Annotated in this window: 33 protein-coding genes; 26 read left to right on the top strand and 7 right to left on the bottom strand. The window is 47.6% G+C overall.

What is annotated here, in order from left to right; translation table 11 throughout:
- Positions 1–43: 43 nt before the first annotated feature.
- The 16 genes from ssb (at position 44) to ACYVH9_RS30075 (ending at position 8383) form a co-directional block, all read left to right on the top strand.
- Complete coding sequence (ssb, locus tag ACYVH9_RS30150; RefSeq protein ID WP_460640176.1) at positions 44–475, top strand: single-stranded DNA-binding protein; 432 nt, start codon at positions 44–46, stop codon at positions 473–475.
- An 8-nt stretch (positions 476–483) separates the two neighbouring features.
- Complete coding sequence (locus ACYVH9_RS30145; RefSeq protein WP_460640175.1) at positions 484–711, top strand: hypothetical protein; 228 nt, start codon at positions 484–486, stop codon at positions 709–711.
- 89 nt (positions 712–800) lie between these two features.
- Entirely contained in the window at positions 801–1196 is a 396-nt protein-coding gene (locus tag ACYVH9_RS30140; protein WP_460640174.1) for a hypothetical protein, read from the top strand.
- Positions 1193–1333 carry a hypothetical protein gene (locus tag ACYVH9_RS30135; RefSeq protein WP_460640173.1) on the top strand — a complete coding sequence of 47 codons (141 nt, stop codon included), beginning with the start codon at positions 1193–1195 and terminating at the stop codon, positions 1331–1333. The genes ACYVH9_RS30140 and ACYVH9_RS30135 overlap by 4 nt, the downstream gene beginning before the upstream one ends.
- 37 nt (positions 1334–1370) lie before the next feature.
- Positions 1371–1688, top strand: coding sequence for a hypothetical protein (locus tag ACYVH9_RS30130; protein ID WP_460640172.1), 318 nt, complete (start codon positions 1371–1373; stop codon positions 1686–1688).
- Positions 1685–2380: a hypothetical protein gene (locus ACYVH9_RS30125; RefSeq protein WP_460640171.1), complete on the top strand. Its 696-nt coding sequence runs from the start codon at positions 1685–1687 to the stop codon at positions 2378–2380. Before ACYVH9_RS30130 ends, ACYVH9_RS30125 begins: the two co-directional genes overlap by 4 nt.
- Positions 2377–2598 (top strand): hypothetical protein, encoded by a 222-nt coding sequence (locus ACYVH9_RS30120; RefSeq protein ID WP_460640170.1) that lies wholly within the window; start codon positions 2377–2379, stop codon positions 2596–2598. The genes ACYVH9_RS30125 and ACYVH9_RS30120 overlap by 4 nt, the downstream gene beginning before the upstream one ends.
- 126 nt (positions 2599–2724) lie before the next feature.
- Positions 2725–2883 carry a winged helix-turn-helix domain-containing protein gene (locus tag ACYVH9_RS30115; RefSeq protein ID WP_460640169.1) on the top strand — a complete coding sequence of 53 codons (159 nt, stop codon included), beginning with the start codon at positions 2725–2727 and terminating at the stop codon, positions 2881–2883.
- Positions 2880–3137, top strand: a complete 258-nt coding sequence (locus ACYVH9_RS30110; protein ID WP_460640168.1) for a hypothetical protein — start codon at positions 2880–2882, stop codon at positions 3135–3137. The genes ACYVH9_RS30115 and ACYVH9_RS30110 overlap by 4 nt, the downstream gene beginning before the upstream one ends.
- Entirely contained in the window at positions 3138–3551 is a 414-nt protein-coding gene (locus ACYVH9_RS30105; RefSeq protein ID WP_460640167.1) for a hypothetical protein, read from the top strand. It begins immediately after the preceding gene.
- Positions 3548–4003, top strand: coding sequence for a hypothetical protein (locus ACYVH9_RS30100; RefSeq protein ID WP_460640166.1), 456 nt, complete (start codon positions 3548–3550; stop codon positions 4001–4003). Before ACYVH9_RS30105 ends, ACYVH9_RS30100 begins: the two co-directional genes overlap by 4 nt.
- Positions 4000–5598, top strand: a complete 1599-nt coding sequence (locus ACYVH9_RS30095; protein ID WP_460640165.1) for an ATP-binding protein — start codon at positions 4000–4002, stop codon at positions 5596–5598. Before ACYVH9_RS30100 ends, ACYVH9_RS30095 begins: the two co-directional genes overlap by 4 nt.
- A complete protein-coding gene (locus ACYVH9_RS30090) occupies positions 5598–6158 on the top strand; it encodes a hypothetical protein (RefSeq protein ID WP_460640164.1) in 561 nt (186 codons plus the stop codon). Before ACYVH9_RS30095 ends, ACYVH9_RS30090 begins: the two co-directional genes overlap by 1 nt.
- Positions 6159–6169: 11 nt before the next feature.
- Positions 6170–6964: an N-6 DNA methylase gene (locus ACYVH9_RS30085; RefSeq protein ID WP_460640163.1), complete on the top strand. Its 795-nt coding sequence runs from the start codon at positions 6170–6172 to the stop codon at positions 6962–6964.
- Between the two features lie 9 nt (positions 6965–6973).
- The gene (locus ACYVH9_RS30080) at positions 6974–7144 is read left to right on the top strand and encodes a hypothetical protein (RefSeq protein WP_460640162.1); all 171 of its coding nucleotides are present in this window, start codon (positions 6974–6976) and stop codon (positions 7142–7144) included.
- Between the two features lie 255 nt (positions 7145–7399).
- Entirely contained in the window at positions 7400–8383 is a 984-nt protein-coding gene (locus ACYVH9_RS30075; protein ID WP_460640161.1) for a hypothetical protein, read from the top strand.
- Positions 8384–8397: 14 nt separating this feature from the next.
- Here ACYVH9_RS30075 and ACYVH9_RS30070 read toward each other — a convergent pair whose 3' ends face one another.
- Both ACYVH9_RS30070 and ACYVH9_RS30065 read right to left on the bottom strand, forming a co-directional pair.
- Positions 8398–8592 carry a hypothetical protein gene (locus ACYVH9_RS30070; protein WP_460640160.1) on the bottom strand — a complete coding sequence of 65 codons (195 nt, stop codon included), beginning with the start codon at positions 8590–8592 and terminating at the stop codon, positions 8398–8400.
- A gap of 628 nt (positions 8593–9220) precedes the next feature.
- Positions 9221–9565 carry a hypothetical protein gene (locus ACYVH9_RS30065; protein WP_460640159.1) on the bottom strand — a complete coding sequence of 115 codons (345 nt, stop codon included), beginning with the start codon at positions 9563–9565 and terminating at the stop codon, positions 9221–9223.
- A gap of 233 nt (positions 9566–9798) precedes the next feature.
- On the opposite strand from ACYVH9_RS30065, the gene ACYVH9_RS30060 reads away from it, so the two are divergent.
- Complete coding sequence (locus ACYVH9_RS30060; RefSeq protein WP_460640158.1) at positions 9799–10131, top strand: hypothetical protein; 333 nt, start codon at positions 9799–9801, stop codon at positions 10129–10131.
- 11 nt (positions 10132–10142) lie between these two features.
- On the opposite strand, the gene ACYVH9_RS30055 is transcribed toward ACYVH9_RS30060, so the two are convergent.
- Both ACYVH9_RS30055 and ACYVH9_RS30050 read right to left on the bottom strand, forming a co-directional pair.
- Positions 10143–10679 carry a hypothetical protein gene (locus ACYVH9_RS30055; RefSeq protein WP_460640157.1) on the bottom strand — a complete coding sequence of 179 codons (537 nt, stop codon included), beginning with the start codon at positions 10677–10679 and terminating at the stop codon, positions 10143–10145.
- An 8-nt stretch (positions 10680–10687) separates the two neighbouring features.
- A complete protein-coding gene (locus ACYVH9_RS30050; protein WP_460640156.1) occupies positions 10688–10894 on the bottom strand; it encodes a hypothetical protein in 207 nt (68 codons plus the stop codon).
- A 118-nt stretch (positions 10895–11012) separates the two neighbouring features.
- Between ACYVH9_RS30050 and ACYVH9_RS30045 the strand changes: the two genes are divergently transcribed.
- From ACYVH9_RS30045 to ACYVH9_RS30030, 4 genes are all read left to right on the top strand, one after another.
- The gene (locus ACYVH9_RS30045) at positions 11013–11159 is read left to right on the top strand and encodes a hypothetical protein (RefSeq protein ID WP_460640155.1); all 147 of its coding nucleotides are present in this window, start codon (positions 11013–11015) and stop codon (positions 11157–11159) included.
- 33 nt (positions 11160–11192) lie between these two features.
- Positions 11193–12146, top strand: coding sequence for a hypothetical protein (locus tag ACYVH9_RS30040; RefSeq protein WP_460640154.1), 954 nt, complete (start codon positions 11193–11195; stop codon positions 12144–12146).
- An 86-nt stretch (positions 12147–12232) separates the two neighbouring features.
- Positions 12233–12895 carry a nucleotidyltransferase domain-containing protein gene (locus tag ACYVH9_RS30035; protein ID WP_460640153.1) on the top strand — a complete coding sequence of 221 codons (663 nt, stop codon included), beginning with the start codon at positions 12233–12235 and terminating at the stop codon, positions 12893–12895.
- Entirely contained in the window at positions 12895–13419 is a 525-nt protein-coding gene (locus tag ACYVH9_RS30030) for a metallophosphoesterase family protein (RefSeq protein WP_460640152.1), read from the top strand. Before ACYVH9_RS30035 ends, ACYVH9_RS30030 begins: the two co-directional genes overlap by 1 nt.
- Positions 13420–13440: 21 nt before the next feature.
- Here ACYVH9_RS30030 and ACYVH9_RS30025 read toward each other — a convergent pair whose 3' ends face one another.
- Complete coding sequence (locus tag ACYVH9_RS30025) at positions 13441–14400, bottom strand: hypothetical protein (RefSeq protein ID WP_460640151.1); 960 nt, start codon at positions 14398–14400, stop codon at positions 13441–13443.
- 220 nt (positions 14401–14620) lie between these two features.
- Between ACYVH9_RS30025 and ACYVH9_RS30020 the strand changes: the two genes are divergently transcribed.
- The 5 genes from ACYVH9_RS30020 (at position 14621) to ACYVH9_RS30000 (ending at position 19300) form a co-directional block, all read left to right on the top strand.
- Complete coding sequence (locus tag ACYVH9_RS30020; RefSeq protein WP_460640150.1) at positions 14621–14923, top strand: hypothetical protein; 303 nt, start codon at positions 14621–14623, stop codon at positions 14921–14923.
- Positions 14920–15561, top strand: a complete 642-nt coding sequence (locus ACYVH9_RS30015) for a recombinase family protein (RefSeq protein ID WP_460640149.1) — start codon at positions 14920–14922, stop codon at positions 15559–15561. Before ACYVH9_RS30020 ends, ACYVH9_RS30015 begins: the two co-directional genes overlap by 4 nt.
- Before the next feature lie 436 nt (positions 15562–15997).
- Entirely contained in the window at positions 15998–17287 is a 1290-nt protein-coding gene (locus ACYVH9_RS30010; RefSeq protein WP_460640148.1) for a TROVE domain-containing protein, read from the top strand.
- A 215-nt stretch (positions 17288–17502) separates the two neighbouring features.
- Positions 17503–18417, top strand: a complete 915-nt coding sequence (locus tag ACYVH9_RS30005; RefSeq protein WP_460640147.1) for a NotI family restriction endonuclease — start codon at positions 17503–17505, stop codon at positions 18415–18417.
- 1 nt (position 18418) lies between these two features.
- A complete protein-coding gene (locus tag ACYVH9_RS30000) occupies positions 18419–19300 on the top strand; it encodes a DNA adenine methylase (protein ID WP_460640146.1) in 882 nt (293 codons plus the stop codon).
- A 34-nt stretch (positions 19301–19334) separates the two neighbouring features.
- Here the strand turns inward: ACYVH9_RS30000 and ACYVH9_RS29995 are convergent, their stop codons facing one another.
- The gene (locus tag ACYVH9_RS29995; RefSeq protein WP_460640145.1) at positions 19335–19790 is read right to left on the bottom strand and encodes a hypothetical protein; all 456 of its coding nucleotides are present in this window, start codon (positions 19788–19790) and stop codon (positions 19335–19337) included.
- Positions 19791–19847: 57 nt separating this feature from the next.
- Positions 19848–20480: a hypothetical protein gene (locus ACYVH9_RS29990; protein ID WP_460640144.1), complete on the bottom strand. Its 633-nt coding sequence runs from the start codon at positions 20478–20480 to the stop codon at positions 19848–19850.
- Between the last annotated feature and the right edge of the window lie 115 nt (positions 20481–20595).

Here is a 20595-nt window from a genome sequence, read left to right as displayed (position 1 = left end):
CGCCAATTTTTCCAAATAACCATTCATTTACAGGAGATTATGAATGCCAAAATGCCTTAATCAAGTTCAAATTATCGGTTACCTCGGCCGCGATCCGGAAATCCGTCGTAACCAGGCGGATATGCGTATTGCCGGCTTTACCGTCGCCACGTCCGAAAGCTACAAGGACAAAAACACCGGCGAGCGTCGGGATTATACTCAGTGGCACCGCATTGTGATTTTCAATGATGGATTGTCCGGCATTGCCGAAAGCTACCTGAAAAAAGGCAGCCGGGTGTTTATCCGTGGCCAACTGGAAAACCGCAAATGGACGGACGAGAACGGCAAGGATCACTTTGTTACGGAAATCGTTTTGCGGCCTAAAAGTGGCGAAATGATCATTCTGGATCGCCTTGAAAAGCAGGGCGAGCATTCCGGTGCCGATTATCCGGAAGACGATATTTCGACCATTCTTGATGATGAAATCCCCTATTGAGGTGTCTGATGCCTAAGGAAAAGGAACGCCTTAAGAAACGTCCCAAGGGTAAGCCGCCGGTTTACCCTTTTTCGGCCATCCGCCTGGGCGGTGAGGTCTTTATTCCGACCGATCAGCCCCGGAAAGTGGGTAATGCCGCCCGCGAATACGCGAAATACCACGATCTACGGTTCAAGACCGAAACCGATCCGGAGCGGGGCGGGATCTGGGTGATCAGACCCCGGCCACGCCGCTAATTATTTTCTGGTATTTGTGACAGATAATGCTTGACAGGGCGAATCAGGCTTGATACAATGGGGACAGGAAAACAACTTAAGGAGCTATCATGCAAGGCCTGGCCCTGTATATCCGACACCATTTGCCGTTGATCGGCCAGATGGCCAAGAACACCCTTCGTCTGCCGGTTTCCCGCAAAAAGTACGAAGACCTGTCTCTGTTCTGTCTAGCTGAACAGAACCGTGTCCAGCAACTGTTGCAGGATTTGCAACAGTTGAAACACGATTATACTTTCTCTGAGCAGCTGCGTGAATATTACCACAAAGGCTATCTCCGCCTGGATAGCGCCCAGCGTTATCAGCGAGAAAGAAACGGTCAGTTTGCCAAACGACCCAGGCTCATGACCACCCGTGGCAGTGATATTGGCCAACAGATCCGCCAATACAGCAAGGCCATCCATCAGGTGTCGGTTAACCTTAACGAATTGGAAGGGATGCTGAAATGAAAAACCTTTTCATCAACAAAATCATGGCTATGGAAAACTCCATGGAATCCGAGATTATGGCTCTTGTCGGCCTTTTGACGATCCTGATGGGTCTGCCGGTCCTGTTGTCCATCCTGAAATTTGGCTGGGGAGGTTAATGTGGCTCGACAGAAACACACACCATTGCCTTGGAGATTGGCGCGCATTACGAATTCAGCCGTTGTGGCTAGTACTGAGAAAACAGGGGAGCGATTGATTTGCTCTTCTGGTGGTTACAGCGATAATAGAATTAATGGCGAGGTTCTTTTGCAAGAAAATGAGGCCAACGCCGAATTTATCGTCCACGCCTGTAATAGCTATTATGATCTGATCGAGACTTTGGAGAAAGCTCACGTTCGAATGAAAAATGCGGCTATCGTTTACAAAGATCGTATTCCAGATCGCTACCAGTGGGAGGAGTGGGCCGACGAATGCGCAAAAGCTATTGCCAAAGCAAAAGGAAACACACAATGATCAAGACTAAACGCAATTTTGAAAAGCTTGAGGTTGGGAAGCGGTATCGTAGCCGGGGTGGTGAGATCGTGGCGATCGTTGAAAATAGACCCAGTTACTTTTTTCCGTTTTATACAGATACGAATGAAATTTACACCGCTGCTGGTTATTATCACCATGATCTTTATTATGGATACGAAAGGCAGCCATGCGACAAAGACCTGATCGAACTGCTACCCGACGAACCGAAACCCCCGCTGGAAAAAGCCCTTGAAGCCGTCTCCGGACCGACGCCAGCGGCCAATGACGATGGATGGATCAACTGGAGGTATGGAAAATGTCCGGTCGATCCTGATGATATTGTGGTGGTTGAGCTGGGTTGCGGAGAGACTGTGTGCGGAAGTGCCAAAAGCTTTTTGTGGGATTTGCGTCATCCAAAAGAGCGCATTGTGAAATATCGCAATGCTGTGAAGCTTGCTTTTACCCCACCCGACCCGGTAAAGCCGCTGAGCTTGCGCTCTCTCGATTGGAGTAAGCCATCTGAGTTGGTCGTGATTGATAAAAATCCAGCCAAAACGCTGTGGGACGAATATGCGATAGCGATCATGGGTGGGGTCATTGCCGCTGTCGGTCTGGAAAATCCCGATGTGGTTGTGATGCACACGCTCAAATACGCCGACGCTATGATGGCGGCGCGGGAGGGACGAGAATGATAGCCGTTTACTTGAAAATCCTGAAATACGTCGTGGCCTATCCCGTGGTTATCGTGTATGTCTGGCACAGTTTCCCGATCACGTATAAACACGACCGTCAGGTCTTTCTGGCCCAAATGAACCGGGTTTATGAGAAAGACCAGGCAGAGAAAGACGATGCGGCGTTTGCCCTGTTGTCTGAGCGCAAAATCCCCAAAATGCCAGCAAAGGGTTTCTGAAATGGCTTATTTTTTCATGGGTGCGGCTGCCGTTATTCTGATTGCTCTGGCATGGGTATGCTATGCAGCCTTTAGAGACTGGCGGGAGGATGAAATCTATTACAAGCAGGATGGAAGGTTCTGGTAATGGGTGGAAATCGTTGGTCGCAGATCGAGATCGAAAGCCTGATCTCGCTGTTTGAAAGCGGACATACGGCGCAGGAAATCGCCGAGGAATTGGGCCGGTCAGTCAGCACCGTGCACTACAAACTGCGTGAATTACGAAAAATGGGAGAAATATCTTGAACGAACCCTTTACCCTCTACCCCATCACCCCGCTGACCGAGATCGAAAACATCGAAATCCACGGTTGCGTCGATGATGGCGAAAACACCGAACAGGTGCCAGATGATCAGGCGCAGTTCTGGTCCGTTTATCTGCGATACAAACAGAATGCGGAAGGCTTTGGCGGTCTGGACTGTGTGGCCGATTGTCCGAGCCGGGAAAAGGCGCAGGAATTGGGCACATTTTTATCTGCTATTATGAAGCTGGAGGCTTAAATGAACGACGCACAGACCATTTTACGGATGATCGAAACTGTTGATCCGGCCCACACTGGGATTCTGGATGTGATTGATGCAAAAGTCACATTTTATCTCAAAGGATTGAGTCTAAGACGTCGAAATCTTGGAGATGAAACACCCGCCATCGCAGCCATTACATTCGAATCTTCTGAATTCCGGAATTACACGCGCAGCCGTGACGTTCTGAAAGCGATACGGCCACAGGGGTGCTATATCCGAGTTGGCCACGATGGAGAGGGACCCGATCCCGATCTTTTCATATGCGAAATGCTATATAATCTGGCAGAACCTGCTATCAAAACACCTCCATTTCCCACAGAAGAACTGGCCGAGCTACACGCCATCATCCAGGCCATTGCCTATGAGCGCAGTCAGGCTGGTGGCCAATGACCACCGCCGCCGAAATCCTGAAACTGATCGAGACCGTTGATCCAGATGACACCGCGAAGCTCGATGAGATTGATGCTGCTGTGGCAAAATATCTTGGATCGACCGTTATGTACTTTGGTGATTCCGCTGGAAATCAAGAATGGGTAACTGTCGAATATAATATATACGGGGTTGTTACTGATTATGAGGCTGTAAAACGCTACACCCGCAGCCGTGACATGCTGAAAGCGATTCGGCCGGAGGGTTGGCTAGTAACAATAGGTCAGTATCCAACGTGGGGTAAGGATCAATGGTATTCTAAGTTAGAGCATATCACTGATAAGTTTATAGATGTTCCCAATAAAGCAATGAACGGACAATCGCTTTACAAAACCGGATACGCTGGCACCGAAGAACTGGCCGAGCTTCACGCCCTCATCCAGGCCATTGCCTATGAGAGAGGTCAAGAATGAAACACCCTTTACCAGAATCCGCCCTGGACAATCATGTTGCCATTTTGGGGAAAACCGGCAGCGGAAAGACTTACACCGCCAAGGGTGTTGTCGAACAGCTTTTGCGCCAGAATAAGCGGGTCTGTATCATTGATCCAACCTCAGCCTACTGGGGACTGCGCGCCGGCGCCGATGGCAAGAGCGACGGTTTCCCGGTTGTCGTATTTGGTGGGCCCAAGGCCGATGTTCCCCTGGACAAATCCCACGGTGAGCTGTTGGCGGAAATCGTCGGAACCAGCCATACCCCGGCTATCATTGACACCCGCCTGTTATCAGTGAGTGACCGAACCCGGTTTTTTGCCGATTTTGCCGAAGCGCTGCTTCGCAAGAACAAGGGATCGCTGCACCTGATCATTGACGAAGCCCATTTATTTGCCCCTCAGGGCCGGGTTTCTGATCCACAGAGCGGCAAAATGCTCCATGCAGCCAACAACCTGGTCAGTCTGGGCCGGGGTATTGGCCTGAAAATCATGTTGATCACCCAGCGGCCGGCTAAACTGCACAAGGACAGCCTGACCCAGGTCGAAACGTTGATTGCCATGCGGCTGGTCGCTCCACAGGACCGGGCCGCCGTCAATGAATGGATCGGCGAATGGGCCGATCCGAAGCAAGGTAAAGCCATGCTGGCTGAACTGCCCTCTCTGCCATCGGGAACAGGCTGGATCTGGTCACCATTGGCCGATGTACTGAAACGGGCCCAATTCCCACGGATTTCAACGTATGATAGCAGCAAGGCACCCCAGGGTGAGGGCAAAGAGCCGGTGATGGCCGCTATCGACATCGAAACCCTACAGACCCGCTTGAAGTCGGTTTCCAACCAGGTGGAGGAAAACGATCCGAAAACCCTGAAAAAACAGATTGTCGAATTGGAGAGACAGCTTAAAGCCACTGGTCCCACTGTTGACGAAATGGAAACGGTTCGAAGCGAGGCCTATTCCACCGGTTACCGTGCCGCTATGGCGGCCGTCGAGCGGTTTGTCCAACAACCGGCGAACGCCAATACGCATGCACCGGAACCCCTTCTGCGTAAGCTGGAGGTGGTGAAAATCCCCAAGGCCAAGACGGCTGATCTGGCTAAGAAAGCGGCTGATTCGTCCTTGGGGGGTGGTGAAAAGAAAATCCTGGCTGTCCTGGCACAATATCTGTCTGGATGCACCCGTGAGCAGTTGACGGTCTTGACCGGCTATAAACGTTCCAGCCGAGATGCGTACATCCAACGCCTGAAATCCAAAGGCTGGGCTACAGGTGCTGCCGATGGTCTGATGGCTACCCCCGCCGGCATCGAGGCGCTGGGGGATGATTACGAGCCCTTACCGACCGGCGATGCCCTGCGCCAATACTGGCTGGATACGCTTCCGGAGGGCGAAAAGCGCATTCTGAGCATTTTAATTAATAATTATCCTTCAGCTGTCGATCGGGATTTTATCAGTGAATCGACCGGTTATAAGCGATCCAGCCGCGATGCCTATCTGCAACGTTTATCGGTGCGCCAATTGGTTAAGAGGGTCGATGGTGGCGCCAGAGCTTCAGAACACCTGTTTGAAGGTGGCCGCTGATGACCGAAACCCTGACGGAACTCTGCAAACGCTTGGAACACTTTGAAACCCCGGAATGGGCGGCAGAAGCAATCCTGCGAAAAGAAATCCTGACTCAGTGCGTCGTTGATCCATGTTGCGGAACCGGCATCCTGAGCGATGTTGCTATGCGGTCTGGTTACACCATCAACGCCATCGACATCAACCATTGGGGGTATCCATTTACAAACGTCAAAGACTTCCTTCAATATGATAAACGGCTCGATGGTTGCACCGTGTTCATGAATCCACCATTCTCCAAGGCCGTGCAATTCGTGGAACAGGCTTTCGATCTCGGCGCCCGCAAGATCGTCTGTTTCCAGCGTTTTGCTTGGTACGAGAGCAAGGCGCGCCGGGAGTTCTGGGAAAAATACCCCCCAAACCGGATTTACATCTGTTCCGACCGGGCCGACTGCTGGCGCCATGATATTCCACAAGCTCAACGGACCTCATCCAGTCCAACAGCTCATGCCTGGTTCGTCTGGGAGCGCGGGCAGCCATCGGGAACCTTGCTTGGCCATATTAGCAAGGCAGGCGTATAATGCCCTCCCCTATGGCAAAAACCATCCAGCAGCTTTCCCGTCGTCACGGCACGTACAACGTGTTCGCTGATACCTGGGCCATGTCGTCCTATGCCCTGAGCAACGCTGTGGATCTGCGCAACCAGGAGGCACGCGAAGCCGAATACATGCGCACGGTCAAGAAATACGACAAATCCGAGGCCAACGAAATCGCCCACCTGTTCGCCATGCTGGCTATGGAACTGACCGAACACCCCCGTGACGTCCTAGGCGAGCTGTTTCACGAACTGGAAATCCACAACGAGCACGCCGGGCAGTTTTTCACCCCCTGGAACCTCTGCCAGATGATGGCCAAGATGAACACCGCCGGCCAGGCTGTGCAGGAGATCATCGACCGGAAAGGCTTTGTCAGCGTCCATGAACCGGCTTGCGGGTCGGGCGCTATGGTGATCGCCATGGCCGGGGCACTGGCTGACGAGGAAATCAATTACCAGAAACGGATGCACGTAACGGCCATCGACATTGACATCCGGTGCGTCCACATGGCTTACACGCAGTTTTCGCTGTTGCATATACCAGCCACCGTTATCCACGGCAACGCCCTGTCGCTGGAGCAATGGAGCGTCTGGCACACCCCGGCGCACATCCTGGACGGCTGGGACCGGAAACTGCGCCGACAGGACCAGATCGAGGTGGCGCGTCAGGCCATTGAGATGGTCGAGGAAGTGACGAAACCGGAGCCAAAAATAGATCGAAAACCCGATCTGAAACCAGAACCGAAAAAGCCGAATGTTCGCCCTGTCGGACAACAACTTACACTGTTTTAAGGAGATTATATGAAATTCATTCTTATCATCCTGGCCTTCTCTACTCGCGGCGTCGCCGTTGAAAGCGCAGAGTTTGACGACAGGGCGGCGTGCGTTGAAGCGCAGAAAGCCGTTGAGCGTGAGAGATCTTTTGCATCGCCTGGGATCGAAGCGCATTGCATTGCCAAGGGGATCAACTGATGCCCTACCCCTGCACATGCTGTAAAGAACCGCCGCAATCGTATCAGCGCCACAGTGGCCCGCGTCAGATTTATTGCACCGAGCAATGCGCGTTCAGCCAGTTGCATCCGCTTCTGCCCGAGACGCCCAAACCTGCCAACACGAATGATATGAAGGAAACGAGCAGGGTTTGCAAAAATGTTTGAAGCCAGTAATCAGTAATTGATAAAATACTCTATTTTTCACTTTAAAGAACTTCAGATAAAAATTAATAATATGGCAACTGCTTCAAGTTCCGGATCAAATACAAACCGGAACACAACAGAGGAAGAAAAACACTATAAAAGCTTAATTGAGTTATTTAAATGGATATTAGGGTGTGTAACTGGATTTGTAGCGATTCTCACCGGTTTGGGGAGTTGGTTTTTCTTTTCAAATGGTCAGGAAATGCGGGCGGCTTTACAAGCGGAACGACAAGAAATGAAATCCGCCATAAAGGAGATGAAGGACGATGTTAAAGACCAACAAAAGGAGTTGATGGCCAAAGAAGCGGCAATGGATCAGCGAGTATCTATAATGCAGGATAAAGTGATGCGTGAAATTGGCGGTGCAAAAACTGATGCTCTTGTAGCTGTCGAAAACGTTAAAAGAGAAGCTGGTGCAGCGGCTAGAAACGAAGCAGCTAATCGTGTTTCACAAGTATTCCGAGAAAGAAATATTGAAAGCTTTATCGAGGCTGTAGCGAAGGAAAAACTTACTCCAGAGATTACAAAAATTGTTGATGGTCAACTTGCAAATGTAAGGTCTTACGCTGATGATTTAGGCTTACTCAACAAGGCGGCCATTAATCCATTTCCCCTTAGTTATCAGTGGTTAGATAGCCTCCAAAGATTCTCGCAACATTCTAGAATTAGAGAGCAGGCCAAATCATCTATAGATAAAATAACAAGAGAATTAAGGGCTTCAGCCGCAAATATTCTAATCACATACAAGGCATTGGATATTTCAAAACAAATCGATCAATTCCGTGAAAGCTATGGTTCTGCGTTGAATACTGAGAATGAACCAAAGTTTTTGAGTATAGTTCATGACAGAATTGTTGCCCCTTCAATTGAAAATATCAATATAGAAGATCAAGTACTTGCATGGACATTATTCAATAGCTTAACAGGAAAAAATATTGATTTATACGATTACAAAAGCCTTGAGGCTGCCTATAACGAGTATAAGCGCCGGCCTTATAAATTGAAGTTGCAGTAATGACGTACATCACCCTATTTCGGTTTAAGCAAATATTTCGCAGCTAAATTGGATAGACCCGTTAGCACAGTACCAACTGTCGCTTTATCTATTTCAAAATAAGAAAAACAGAAGATGACAATTATAGGATAGATAATCCAAGACCAACCCTCTTTAAAGGCAAGCCCCAATTGCTTGATTTTTTGTGATTTTGATTTGCGTGCGGCCATGATACACCAATTTTTAAAATTTGGTGCCATTACCTGAGACGTGCGAGTGCTGTACTGTTTCCTGTGATTAGCTCGGACCTGTCTTGGTAAAGGCGGATTTATCGCATTAGCGATAGAAGCCTGTTACGATAGACAGTCCGGTAGTCGAAGTAGCAGTATTTAAAGATGCAAATAATTTTTGGTCACAAGCATCAAATCAACAAAAAAATGATGGCATCTTTTATAAATAACTGATATTTAATGCTTTGTATCAATTTATTTTCATGGTTCAAATCTTCCCACCGGATCGAATGTCAGTAATTATCCATTATAAACTGTTCAGCCGCATCTGAATCTTTAAAGGTCTTACTGAAAGAATTACCACTGCTTGTCACAAAATCGACCATTATCTTTTTTCGAGGCGCATCAGTTATTGTTAAATAAATATAATCTGGTTTGATTCTACTGTTAGAAGAAGTAAGTGTAATTCGACAAGAGCCTGATTGTAGATTGAGATCCGAGAAGAAATAGCCGCGCGTTGTAAAGGTTTCTTTCGTTAAGTGGTCTTCTAAAATAGAAACTAGTTTAAACATAATTGCGGATAGTTTGAATTTGAGATTGTATATCTAAAATACGCTATTCTGGCAATTTATCCGCTTTTCCATCTAAGTATCCGATCAATAATTATTCCCAATATTGAAGATGAAAAGAACTTTATAGTTCGTTCTGCCCCAAAGTACATGAAGCTCAGAAGCGCGACTACAAAAAGCGTGAAAGCGAAGAATAGGCGGATCAGCCACTCATACTTCTTTAGCATGTCTGCATAAAGACCTCCTACGTGGGTAATTTCTTCGTGCCTTTTTACCCAATCATTATTTTTGATGACGAGGTTCTTCGCTTGTTTAGAGCGTACAGGCTTTTCGTTATAAACTGCTGGAGCTTTTTGTGAGGCAGCCATAGCAATGACGGATTTATTCTTTTGAAAAATCGTCATCAGGCTACCCCTTAGCAGATGAATGAAGGATATTTTAAAGCTGCAAGAAAAATCTTAAATTTCAAAAAAACAGCCGGGAATATTTGTGTTATAAGTGATTAAATTGCTGAAAATGAGGTATATAGTATCATCTTGAATCTGCTTTATCATTAACCCTGCAACCTTGATTCTGTTTTTATTAATTATGGATAGATGAACCAAGCTAATTCAATTAGGATCACTATATTACAGATATGGAAAAGAAGAAATTCGGTTTTTGGAAAATGATCTTGATAGCAATTCCTGTAGGGATTGTTGGTGGTGGAATAATTGGCCGGCTCGTTGGCCGTGCAGAGGGAGAGAAAGAAGGTCAAGCGCTGTTCATGAAATCCATGCCCCATCTGTTGAAAATGAAATTGGACAGCATGGGTATTGATACGACCCGTATGGATGACGACTCTATCCGAGCGGCCTATGTGAAAAATAATGGCGAGGTGTTATTTGATGGGCAGGAACTTCCCGGTAAAAAGAAAAACGTTCAAAGTGCATCTGCTGACACTTTTAAAGTGCGCCTACCGACACCGTGAAGCCGTAAATTTTACAAATAAGGCCGCAATCCATTCCTGACCACCCAATCCGGCAACGGATTGGTGTCCGCCGTGACCTCCGCGGTCGCTTCATACGTCACATCCACCAGTCGGACGCGGTGAAACAGCGTCTTGTTCTGCTCGAATAGCGGGAACGTGGCGCCGTACATTTCTTCAATTACCTCAGGCTTCACCTCATGTCCACCGCTCTCATGCCGCACGCGGGCACGGTTCAGGCACAAATCCAGATCATCGGTGTAGAACATTAACAGTTCCACACGGTTCGACCGGTCAAAATTGGCAATCGTTCGGAAATATTGATAGTGAGAGGGAAAGCCCAGATTCAGTTCCAGCGCGAAATCCTGCTTGTTGAACAGGAATTCCCGAATCCGCTGGTTGATGGCCATCGAGGCGATGTCCTGATAATCGGCAAACCCCTGCTTTTTGTACTGGTAGGCGGCCAGGTCCTGATCGACGATGGGCACGCCGGCTGGGATCAGTTCCTCGCCGTTGGTACTCTTGCCGACGCCGGGCGGCCCAGCAATCACGTAAATGGTCATTGGATCACCAATACGCGGCCGTCTTTGTGTTCGGCCACCACACGGCCATCGGCGCGTTTATAGACCAGCGGTTGCCCGATGGAAAACAGGTAATCGCGGGCATTTTCGGCCATTTGCTGTTGCCAGGTCGCGCGCTCGGCTGGTGTCATGTCGCGCGGCTCTTTGGTCATCCGGCCTGTTTTGAATTGAACGTCGGTCGTCATGCTGAAATCCTTTATGCAATAATAACGAAAAATGAGGGGTTTTGGTCCCACACTTTTCCGGTTGACATCCTATTTAGTGTACGATAATATACGATGGTCACGAAAAAGGAAAGTGAAAATGCAATCCAAGAACAAACCCGGCCGCCCCAAAGGAAGCGGACGTTACGGGGTTGAAACCAAGCCGATGCGTGTGCCGGTGATCCTTTGGGATAAAGTCCGGAAGTACATCGCCCGCGAGGTCAAGAAGGCAAAACAGACTAGTTAATCCCACACTACAACAACCTGAAGGAGAATATGAATGTCGCATTTTACCGTAATGGTCGTCACCGATAGCCCGGACGATGTTAAATCCGCCTTGCAGCCTTTCCATGAATATGAATGCACAGGAAAAAAGGACAAATATGTTATCTGGTTCGATATGTCCGAAGAGCTGACTAAGCAATTCAAAGAAGGCAAAACAACTATGCGTTTAATGCCAGATGGAAGCTATCTCCAGCCTTATAATGACAAAGATTTTCAGATTGAAATTTCCGAACAGGAATACAAAGCCATTCAACTTTTGAAGCCGAATGACGCTGGTTATTTTCCGACGAGCATGTCCAAAAGTGGCAACGAGCCGGCTGTTTATACCAAAACCGTATGGCCGGAAGGTGCCAGCATTGTCGAAATGACCTATGAAGAGGAGGCCCAAATCGAAGGCGTGACATTTGAAGAATGGGCCAAAGACTGGGGTGGTGCTGAACGTGAAGATGGCCAGCCAGGAATCGGGCGATGGACAAACCCTAATAAAAAATGGGATTGGTGGACCATCGGCGGCCGGTGGCAGGGGATGCTGAAATTAAAAGATTCGTCCAAAGGCGTGCAGGGCGAGAAAAGCTGGACAAATATGGGCGAACCCATGACCGGCTACGATCAGGCTCAAATATCAAATCTTGATTATGAAGCCATGCGCAAAGAATACCGTAAATCCGCGAAAGAAACGTGGGACAAAGCTCAGCTTTGCGAAGATGTTCAAATTCGGGAGTGGCGCTATGGCATTAAGCCAGGCATGACCGAGGAGCAGTTTATCGCCAATAAATCCCACTTTTGGACTTTTGCTGTTTTGATGGACGGCAAATGGTATGAGAGCGGCGAAATGGGCTGGTGGGGAACCGTAACTAATGAGAAAGACGATTGGCAGGAACAGTTTACCAAGATTCTTGAGACAATCCCTTCTGAAAAGTGGATAACGATTGTTGATTGCCATATTTGATAGGCAGTAGCATGAAAACGGTCTACCCGTCATCGGGAAGAAACTGCTGCGTAACTATAAACCACAACAACCTGTAGGAGATATGCTTGACCAACAAAACCATTATCCTTAAGTCCTTGGTAGGAAGTCGGGCCCATAACCTGCATACCGAACAGAGTGATTACGATTATCGCGGCGTGCACATTACCCCGACCCGTGAAATCGTGGCCATCGGCTTCAAATACAGCGGCACCAGTTGGCTGGAAGGCGATATCGACGAAACCAGTTATGAAATCGGCCATTTCCTGCAATTGTGCACCAAAGCGAACCCGTCCGTGCTGGAAGTGCTGGTCTCAACAGACGTGCAGATAGATACCCCCTACGCCCAGGAAATGCGCCGCCTGCTCCCGTACATGTACGATCCAAAGAATGCCTTCAATGCGTTCGCGGGCTATTCCAAGAACCAGCAGAAAAAGCTTCTGGAAAATCACCTGAACCGTCGGGAAAAGTTTGGCGTTGCCTACGTCCGTACGGCATATAACCTGTTAGACCTGTTTGAAAAGGGCTGTTTTTCCCTGCGTGTGGAGGATGAAGCGCGCCGACAGATCCTAATGAACATTCGGACCGGTCTTTATCGGGATGGTGAGATCATTGATCTGGCCGAGCAGATTATCAACCAAGCCCGGTTATTATTGCCGCAAGTGGAGAACCGGCAGGATCTGGATCGCGTCAATGACTTCCTGTTGAAAGTTCGAAAGGAAAACTGGTAATGGCCAAGACAATTCGACGGTTTGTAATCAGTGACCTACACTTTGGACACCAAAACATCCTGAGCTTTATTGACGGGGATAGCCGACCTATCCGCCCCTTCTCTAACCTTGAGGAAATGCACAACCGCATCATTTCACAGTGGAACGAGACGGTAACGGATCACGATAAGGTATATGTCCTGGGCGATATAGCCATGCCCCGCCAGGCCATCAAGCTTTTTGCACAGCTGCGTGGGCGTAAAGTGCTAGTTAAGGGAAATCATGATCTGTTTAAGCTGTCGGACTACACACCATATTTTGAGGATATCCGGTCACTGGCACTGGTCGATAACCGGGCTATTATGACCCATATCCCCATTCATCCGGAGTGTGTTGACCGCTTTGGCTTTAACATCCATGGCCATACGCACGCCATGAAGATCAATGACCCCCGGTATATCAATGTCTGCGTGGAGCAGATTGGATTCCGGCCCGTTTTGATTGAAGACTTACTGAAAAATACGGAGGCGAAGAATATTAAGTAAAGGACTGATACTAAGTTATTCTTAAATTGACTGAAACAGACGCCGCCACATAGGTACATTATGTAACGGCTCTTCTTTAACTGGATTTCTATATTTCTCTAAAATCGGAGTATGCTTTTTCAGATCTTGCAAGTGTTCGGCAAGTTCACTTCGGTATGATTTAAAATACGAAACAACCTTCTGATTGTTATAAATTAAAGCCTCGTAATTAAACTTCGCCTGAACGGCTTTTGAGTATAACAAATAGAAATCCGGTTCACCTCGGAAATCTTTAATCAAACCGATAAGTGGTAGGATAAGTTGTGTATGTTCAGTAGTTAAATTAGCAGGGTCTTTTTCATAGACTGCGGTATACAGTATAGACAATTGCGCTAATTCCCTAGCAATCCCCTTTTGCCTATCGTCATTTATTAATTTCTTTATCAAATCATCATAGGCGTTTTTAACAGCCATAATGCTATCCCGATAATTAGTTCTTCGGTCGTACTCTTGTTTCATTGCCAGTTTCCAGTGATCATTCATGACCTTGATTTGAGCATCGAAGTAATCAATCTTCGAGTAGATAATTGAAAAGCTTTTCAGGGAATCGGGACCAGATCCATCCCTGTTGGAAAACGCATGATAAAATTCTGCGTGGTCACTTCTGCTCGATAACCTCTCAATATCGTGTGTTGGGAAGGTGTTTAGCATGGCTAATTCGAACGGCTTTTCATCAATTTCATTGGTGAAAATATCTAGCTGCTCGATTTGTTTTCCAATTATGTCCATAATCTTGTCCAACACTGCCGTGAAATAAACCAGCCGGTCAGTCTCAAATCGCTGCTTTTTCTGGTCTTCGTTTAGTTTGTTCTGATCAAGACCATTGAAGTATACCCAAACAGTGACAATACCTGCCAGCGTCGTTCCTGTAATGGTTACAAATAAATCGCCCCACATGCTATCATCGGATATAAACTCTCCTGACTGAAAAATAATATCCATTGTTAACTACGGCTGTTTAGTAATACCCTGCTGCAAAGATGATAAAAGGCCAAAAAGGCGACACCATGAAATTTGATTGTAGGTCAAAGAGATGTACGAACCTGAAAAATCGAAGGATGAGGATGTCATCTACTACTTTGTCACACTATAAACGGACGTTTATAATGTGACAAATATGAAAAAAATGCCGATCTTTGTCAGAAACTAACGACCATTAAAAATGGCAATGACTGAACAAGAAGCACAGGAAACGTTGCGCGGCTCGGTGGTATTCGTCGCCTACTTACTCGACCTGCCGGAACTAGGACCTACCCCGGACCTGATCAATCAAATCACCCAAAAAGACCCTGCCATTGGCAGTCTACTGATAGATGCCTATACGGCCTATGAGGAATGGTGGAGCGTGTCCAAGCGTCCGGAGTTATCCGAAGCGGAAAGAGAACAACTGAGGCAACTGATAATTAAAAGAAACGATACCCGGCAAGCCTTAGCCAACGCATTCAGCAACCGCACTCCGGCATGAAACCAGCTCTGGCGTATTACCGCGTCTCCACCGATCGCCAGGGCAAAAGTGGCCTAGGTCTGGAAGCTCAGCAGGAGGCCGTTCGCCTGTTCGCTGAACGCGAGGGATTCCAGATCACGGCCCACTTTACCGAAATCGAAAGCGGCAAGAAAAATAACCGGCCCCAGCTAATGGTCGCCCTGGCCAAATGCCGGAAGGAGAAAGCCACGCTGATCATTGCCAAGCTGGACCGGCTTGGACGCAACGTGGCGTTCATCTCCAACCTGATGGAAAGCCGGGTTGATTTTAAGGCGGTGGATAACCCCTACGCTAATAAATTAATGGTGCACCTGCTGGCGGCTTTTGCCGAGCACGAACGGGAGCAGATCAGCATCCGCACGAAAGACGCCCTCCAGGCTGCCAAACGACGGGGGGTGAAGCTGGGCAAGAACGGTTCGGTTCTAGGAGAGAAAAATAGTAGCGACTCCGACCGGTTTGCCGAAGAACTCAGGCCTACCATAGAGGAAATCCGCCGGCAGGGAATAACCACGATCCGGGCTATACGCGATGAATTGAACCGGCGCCAGGTGCCGACGCTGCGGTATGGTACGGCCTGGCATCATACAACAGTTCACGCACTTTTAAAGCGGATCGGTTGAGGGTTTTCTGGCCATAACATTTTGAACATAATACAGGCTTGATTATGTGCGCGATCACATGGAGACGCATACGGAGATCGCCGAGGATTTAGACCGGTCGGTGATTTCGGTCTGGTCTTTATCGACGGTGAAAAAATGAGATGTTAACCATTTTTTCTGTTGACAGCCTATTTATTGTACGATAAAGTGATCTTATCCAAGGTGAAGAAGACGGTTACTTCTCTGGCTTGAAAAAGACCGCTTTCGCTTGTTCCTGGATGCTTATGGATTAGGTAGTGTAGATAACAGTTACTTCTTTGCTCAAGACGTGGTCGGAGGTTCGAGTCCTTCACAATCGAAAGATTGTTAGCTCAGTTGGCAGAGCACGTATGTTACTGTTATCGCTTGTTCTCCTGTCCGCCAGCATCCGCGCCTTGTAACCGCTTAGGAGGCAAAAATGCGGCTGAATGTTAAGACCAATAATACCAACAAAACACACGAAGGCGGGAAAGCCGCCACTATCAACCCTGAACAACAATTGCGCCGTTCGGTTCTTTCCTGCTTGTTGTGGGAAAACGGATTCTACGAAGACGGCCAGACCATTGCGGATCGCATCGTTTCAGAGGCCCAAAATGTTCCAGAAGCTAAAGTCCATGCTTTGGCTACCGAGGCCCGCACCAAATACAACTTGCGGCATGTCCCTTTACTGTTGCTGGCCACTAAGCCAAACGCTCAGGCGATCTATAATACGATCAACCGGGCGGATGAACTGGCTGAATTGCTGGCGGTTTACTGGCGTAATGGCCGCAAGTCCATCCCGGCCCAGATGAAAAAGGGCCTAGCCAAAGCCTTTACCAAGTTTTCCGAATATCAACTGGCTAAATACAACCGCGATGGCGCTATCAAACTGCGCGACGTGTTGTTCATGGTGCACGCCAAACCGAAGGATGCCGAACAGGATCAGGTTTGGAAAAAACTGGTCGATGGCACCCTGGTCGCACCTGATACATGGGAAGTTGCTCTGTCTGGTGGTGCCGATAAGAGGGAAACCTTTGAACGCCTGTTGCGTGAGGAAAAGCTTGGTTACCTGGCTTTGCTGCGAAATCTGCGCAACATGATCCAGTCGAATGTGAATAGCGATCTGGTCCGATCTGCCTTGCTGGCCCGTAAGGGCGCTGACAAAGTGCTGCCATTCCGTTTCATTGCGGCTGACCGCCATGCGCCCCAGTACGAGCCGGAAATTGATACGGCCATGATGGATGCCATCAAGGCGCTGCCGACGCTGAAAGGTAAGACGGCTGTCCTGATCGACGTATCGGGTTCGATGGATGCGCAACTATCAGCCAAATCCGATATGACGCGGTTAGATGCCGCTGCTGGTTTAGGCGCCATCGTTCAATCGGACACCTTGCGTGTGTTCAGCTTTTCGGAAAGTGTGGTCGAAGTGCCGCCACGTCGCGGTATGGCTGGGGTTGATGCGATTATTAAGAGCCAATCTCATCTCGGAACCTATCTGAAAAAAGCCATTCAGGTTTTGGGAGAAGTCATGCCTGATTATGACCGCCTAATCGTCATCACCGACGAGCAGAGCCATGATGGAGCCTGTGACCCGCTACCAACGGCCAAGGGCTATCTGATTAATGTCGCTTCCAATAAAAACGGCATTGGTTATGGCCGATGGGTTCATATCGACGGCTTTTCTGAAAACGTGATCCGCTTTATTCATGAATACGAAAACCAAGACTAAACGCGGACGACCAAAAGGGACAGGCCGGTATGGGGTTGAAACAAAGCCCATGCGTGTGCCTAGATAAGGTGCTGCGGTCATTGCCCGTGAGATGAGGAAGGGCGAAAAGCCATAACATTTTTACAAGGAACGTTGTGAAAACGTTACAAAATGCGGATCAGGTAAAGTGGCCGGCTTTTCGTATTATTGGGCTTTAATATATTCTTATAGAATTGATGACACCAGGCCGTCCGAAAAATCCACTCGCAGAAGTATTTGGTTTCCCTATCAGCAATGATACCCCAGAGGTCAGACGCCACCGTGACAATAATCTTTGCCCATTTCACAACATCACGCCCAACTGCACAAAGGTTAGCGTGACGCATCCCATCGGAGTTTGTAGTGTTTTTCATAGGTCTGCACCCGTTATCACCTGCCCGGTTCGTTTCCGGGAAGGTTGGAAAATGATTGCCGATGCGGCCGAGTTCTTTTTCGGTAGAGGTGTCCGCTACACAGCGCTGCCAGAGGTCCGGTTAAAAGACAGGCAGGGTCGAAAGGCTGGCAATATCGATTATGTTTTGGTCAGCCACGATGATAGAGGCCGCATCCTAGACTTTGGGTCATTGGAAGTGCAGGCCGTTTATATCTCCGGGACCATTAGCGGTGCTTTTGACACCTACATGGAGGATCAAAATCCAAATTTCGACTGGTCTGGCGCCAAGAATTATCCGAACCCCGATTATCTGTCATCCTCCACTAAACGCCTCATCCCACAGATGCTTGTAAAGGGAGGTATCTTCAAGCAGTGGGGTAAAAAGCAGGCGGTCGCCGTTCAGAAAGCCTTCTTTGACACATTACCAAACCTGAAAACTGTTGCGCCTGATGGGGCGGATCTGACTTGGTTTATTTATGATTTATCGTTATCTTCTGATGGATTACGATACGAATTGAATCTTGTTCAAACTGCCTATACCAGTTACCAGCAATCGCTTGAGAAATTCATTTTTCCAGAAGCGGATGATCTAAACAAATTTACAACCGAGCTGCAAAAGGCGCTGGATGCCAAGTTAAAGGGAAAAAGCATAGCTGAAATTCCACTTTTGGCCGAAGACACAGAAGCAGAGGATAGTGAAGACGATGATACAGTATAACATGTTCGATGATGAAGTTTCGGTTGTAAAACCAAAAAAAGACCCTAAAAAGCCGAAAAGCCATTTGGTCAATGTGGCCAGCGTGCCGCAACGCAGCCCATTTCGTTATCCAGGCGGTAAGACCTGGCTGATCCCTACTGTGCGCCAATGGCTTAAACAGGATGGCAAAGCTGTGCCGTTATTGATCGAACCGTTCGCAGGTGGTGGAATTGTCAGCCTCACGGCTGCTTTTGAAGACCTGGCGCAACAGGTATTGATGACGGAACTTGATCCTGAAATTGCGGCAGTTTGGCAAACGATTTTCAGCGATGAGAATCAATGGCTGGCGGACCAGATTCTGAATTATGATTTAACACTGGATAACGCTAAGGCAGATATTGAGAAACTGGACAAGCGGGTCCGTGACATTGCCTTCAGCACCATCTTAAAAAATCGGATTTATCACGGCGGTATTATTGCTAAGGGATCAGGTCCATTGAAAAAAGGGGAAAATGGCAGGGGCATTGCATCCCGCTGGTATCCTCAAACATTGTATGACCGGATTACGGCTATTCAGCAAATCCGTGACAAGATGACATTTAGGACGGATGACGCCTTTCGAATTTTGGAAGAGTACCGCGATCGGACGGACTGTTATTTCTTTATTGATCCACCTTACACGGTCGCCGGCAAGCGGTTATACAGTTTTTTTGAGTTAGATCACGCCAAACTGTTTGAATACACCTCTCAATTAAAGGGCAAATTTATGTTGACCTATGATGATACGCCAGAGGTGCGCGGGCTGGCTGATAAATTCGGCTTGCTGTTTAAGACAATTCCTATGAAGACAACACATCACCTTGAAAAACAGGAGATTTTAGTTACTGATAATTTGAAATGGTAAGAAACTCGAAAGCCCCGCTAAGGGGCTTTTTTTATTAATAATCTTGCATTAAATCGTATAACTTAATAATGTCCTCGTCAAACAGTGATCTTAATTGATCGTATTTGTAACCGGCATTATCAACGCTATCTTGATCCAGGCGGTTCCGGGTTTCTGGTTCACCGTCATCCTCGATGAGAGTGTCCTCGATTTCTTCCTGGACCATGTCGCTTTGCGATGCGTTCAGAAAATTATCTATGTTCGAGCCGGCTTGGATGAGCAGTTCGATTTGAGACAATTTTTCGTTGGTTTCATCATCACTTTTTCCGCTGGCTTCATCGACCTGGAACCGGAGATCTTCCAGATCATCTAGTGCTTGTGATCTGATTTTTTCAGGATCAAAACTCTCCGTTACAATGTCGCCCTCCTTTGCAGTGGCGTATGAATTGATAAAGTGGCCTAGGAATTTATCGGCAGATTTTTTCAGGTTTCCGCCATTTTGATCTTCCATGATGTGTAATGGTTTGTTTTTGGGTAACGATTTTCTCAACCAGAAAGTTGGTGAGTATTAGATCGGCTGAAAAAACATCACGTCGCCTAGCGTTGCAGCCTGATCCTTCGCCCACTCTGGAAAGCTTTTAGTGATTTGTTGGATTGTGCCCACATTAACGTCATACGAATAAAAGCCTTGCTGATCATATCCGACAGTAACGGAGTGAACCCCTCGTCTCTTGTCATTATAATTCAAGCAAATATTAGCAACGTTATCACTATTATCCTTCAAGCTTTGCTCGAACTCGCTTTCACGACCGACAATGTGGCCCAAAAAATCGATCGTTACTTTTTGTTTTGCCATAGCAAAAAGTCTAGTTAGGCTGTTATCATGGAGAAATTGAATTCCTTTATAACCGCTCATTTTATTTAGGTTATAGAAGTACACGCCCATATAAGCAATATATGCCCATTCCGGCAGTTGAACCGGATCAAAGGGTACGGGAGATTGCCGTTTCGTGTTTAAATAATCGTTATATTCTTTCGCTTCCCGTTCTAAATAAGAGAACAGATTACAATAGTCCTTAAAATAAAGGATGATCTGATCGATACCTGTAAAAGGACTAACCGCGACGCCATAACTCGCCAGGATACAGAAATCCCCGGTCTGTTGATAATTGACCTGTTGGAACCGGGAGCGATCTAACATATATGATTAAAGTTTGATATTTAGGACGAGAGGACGAAGATACAAAAATTTCCCCGCAAATGAGAAAAGTGCAACTCCACCAACTAAGAGGGGCTGCACTCTGCAAATATGTGTT

Source organism: Larkinella harenae, from assembly GCF_054780515.1.
The sequence above is the reverse complement of the archived record's forward strand: the minus strand, read 5'-3'. Positions and strand labels throughout refer to the sequence as shown.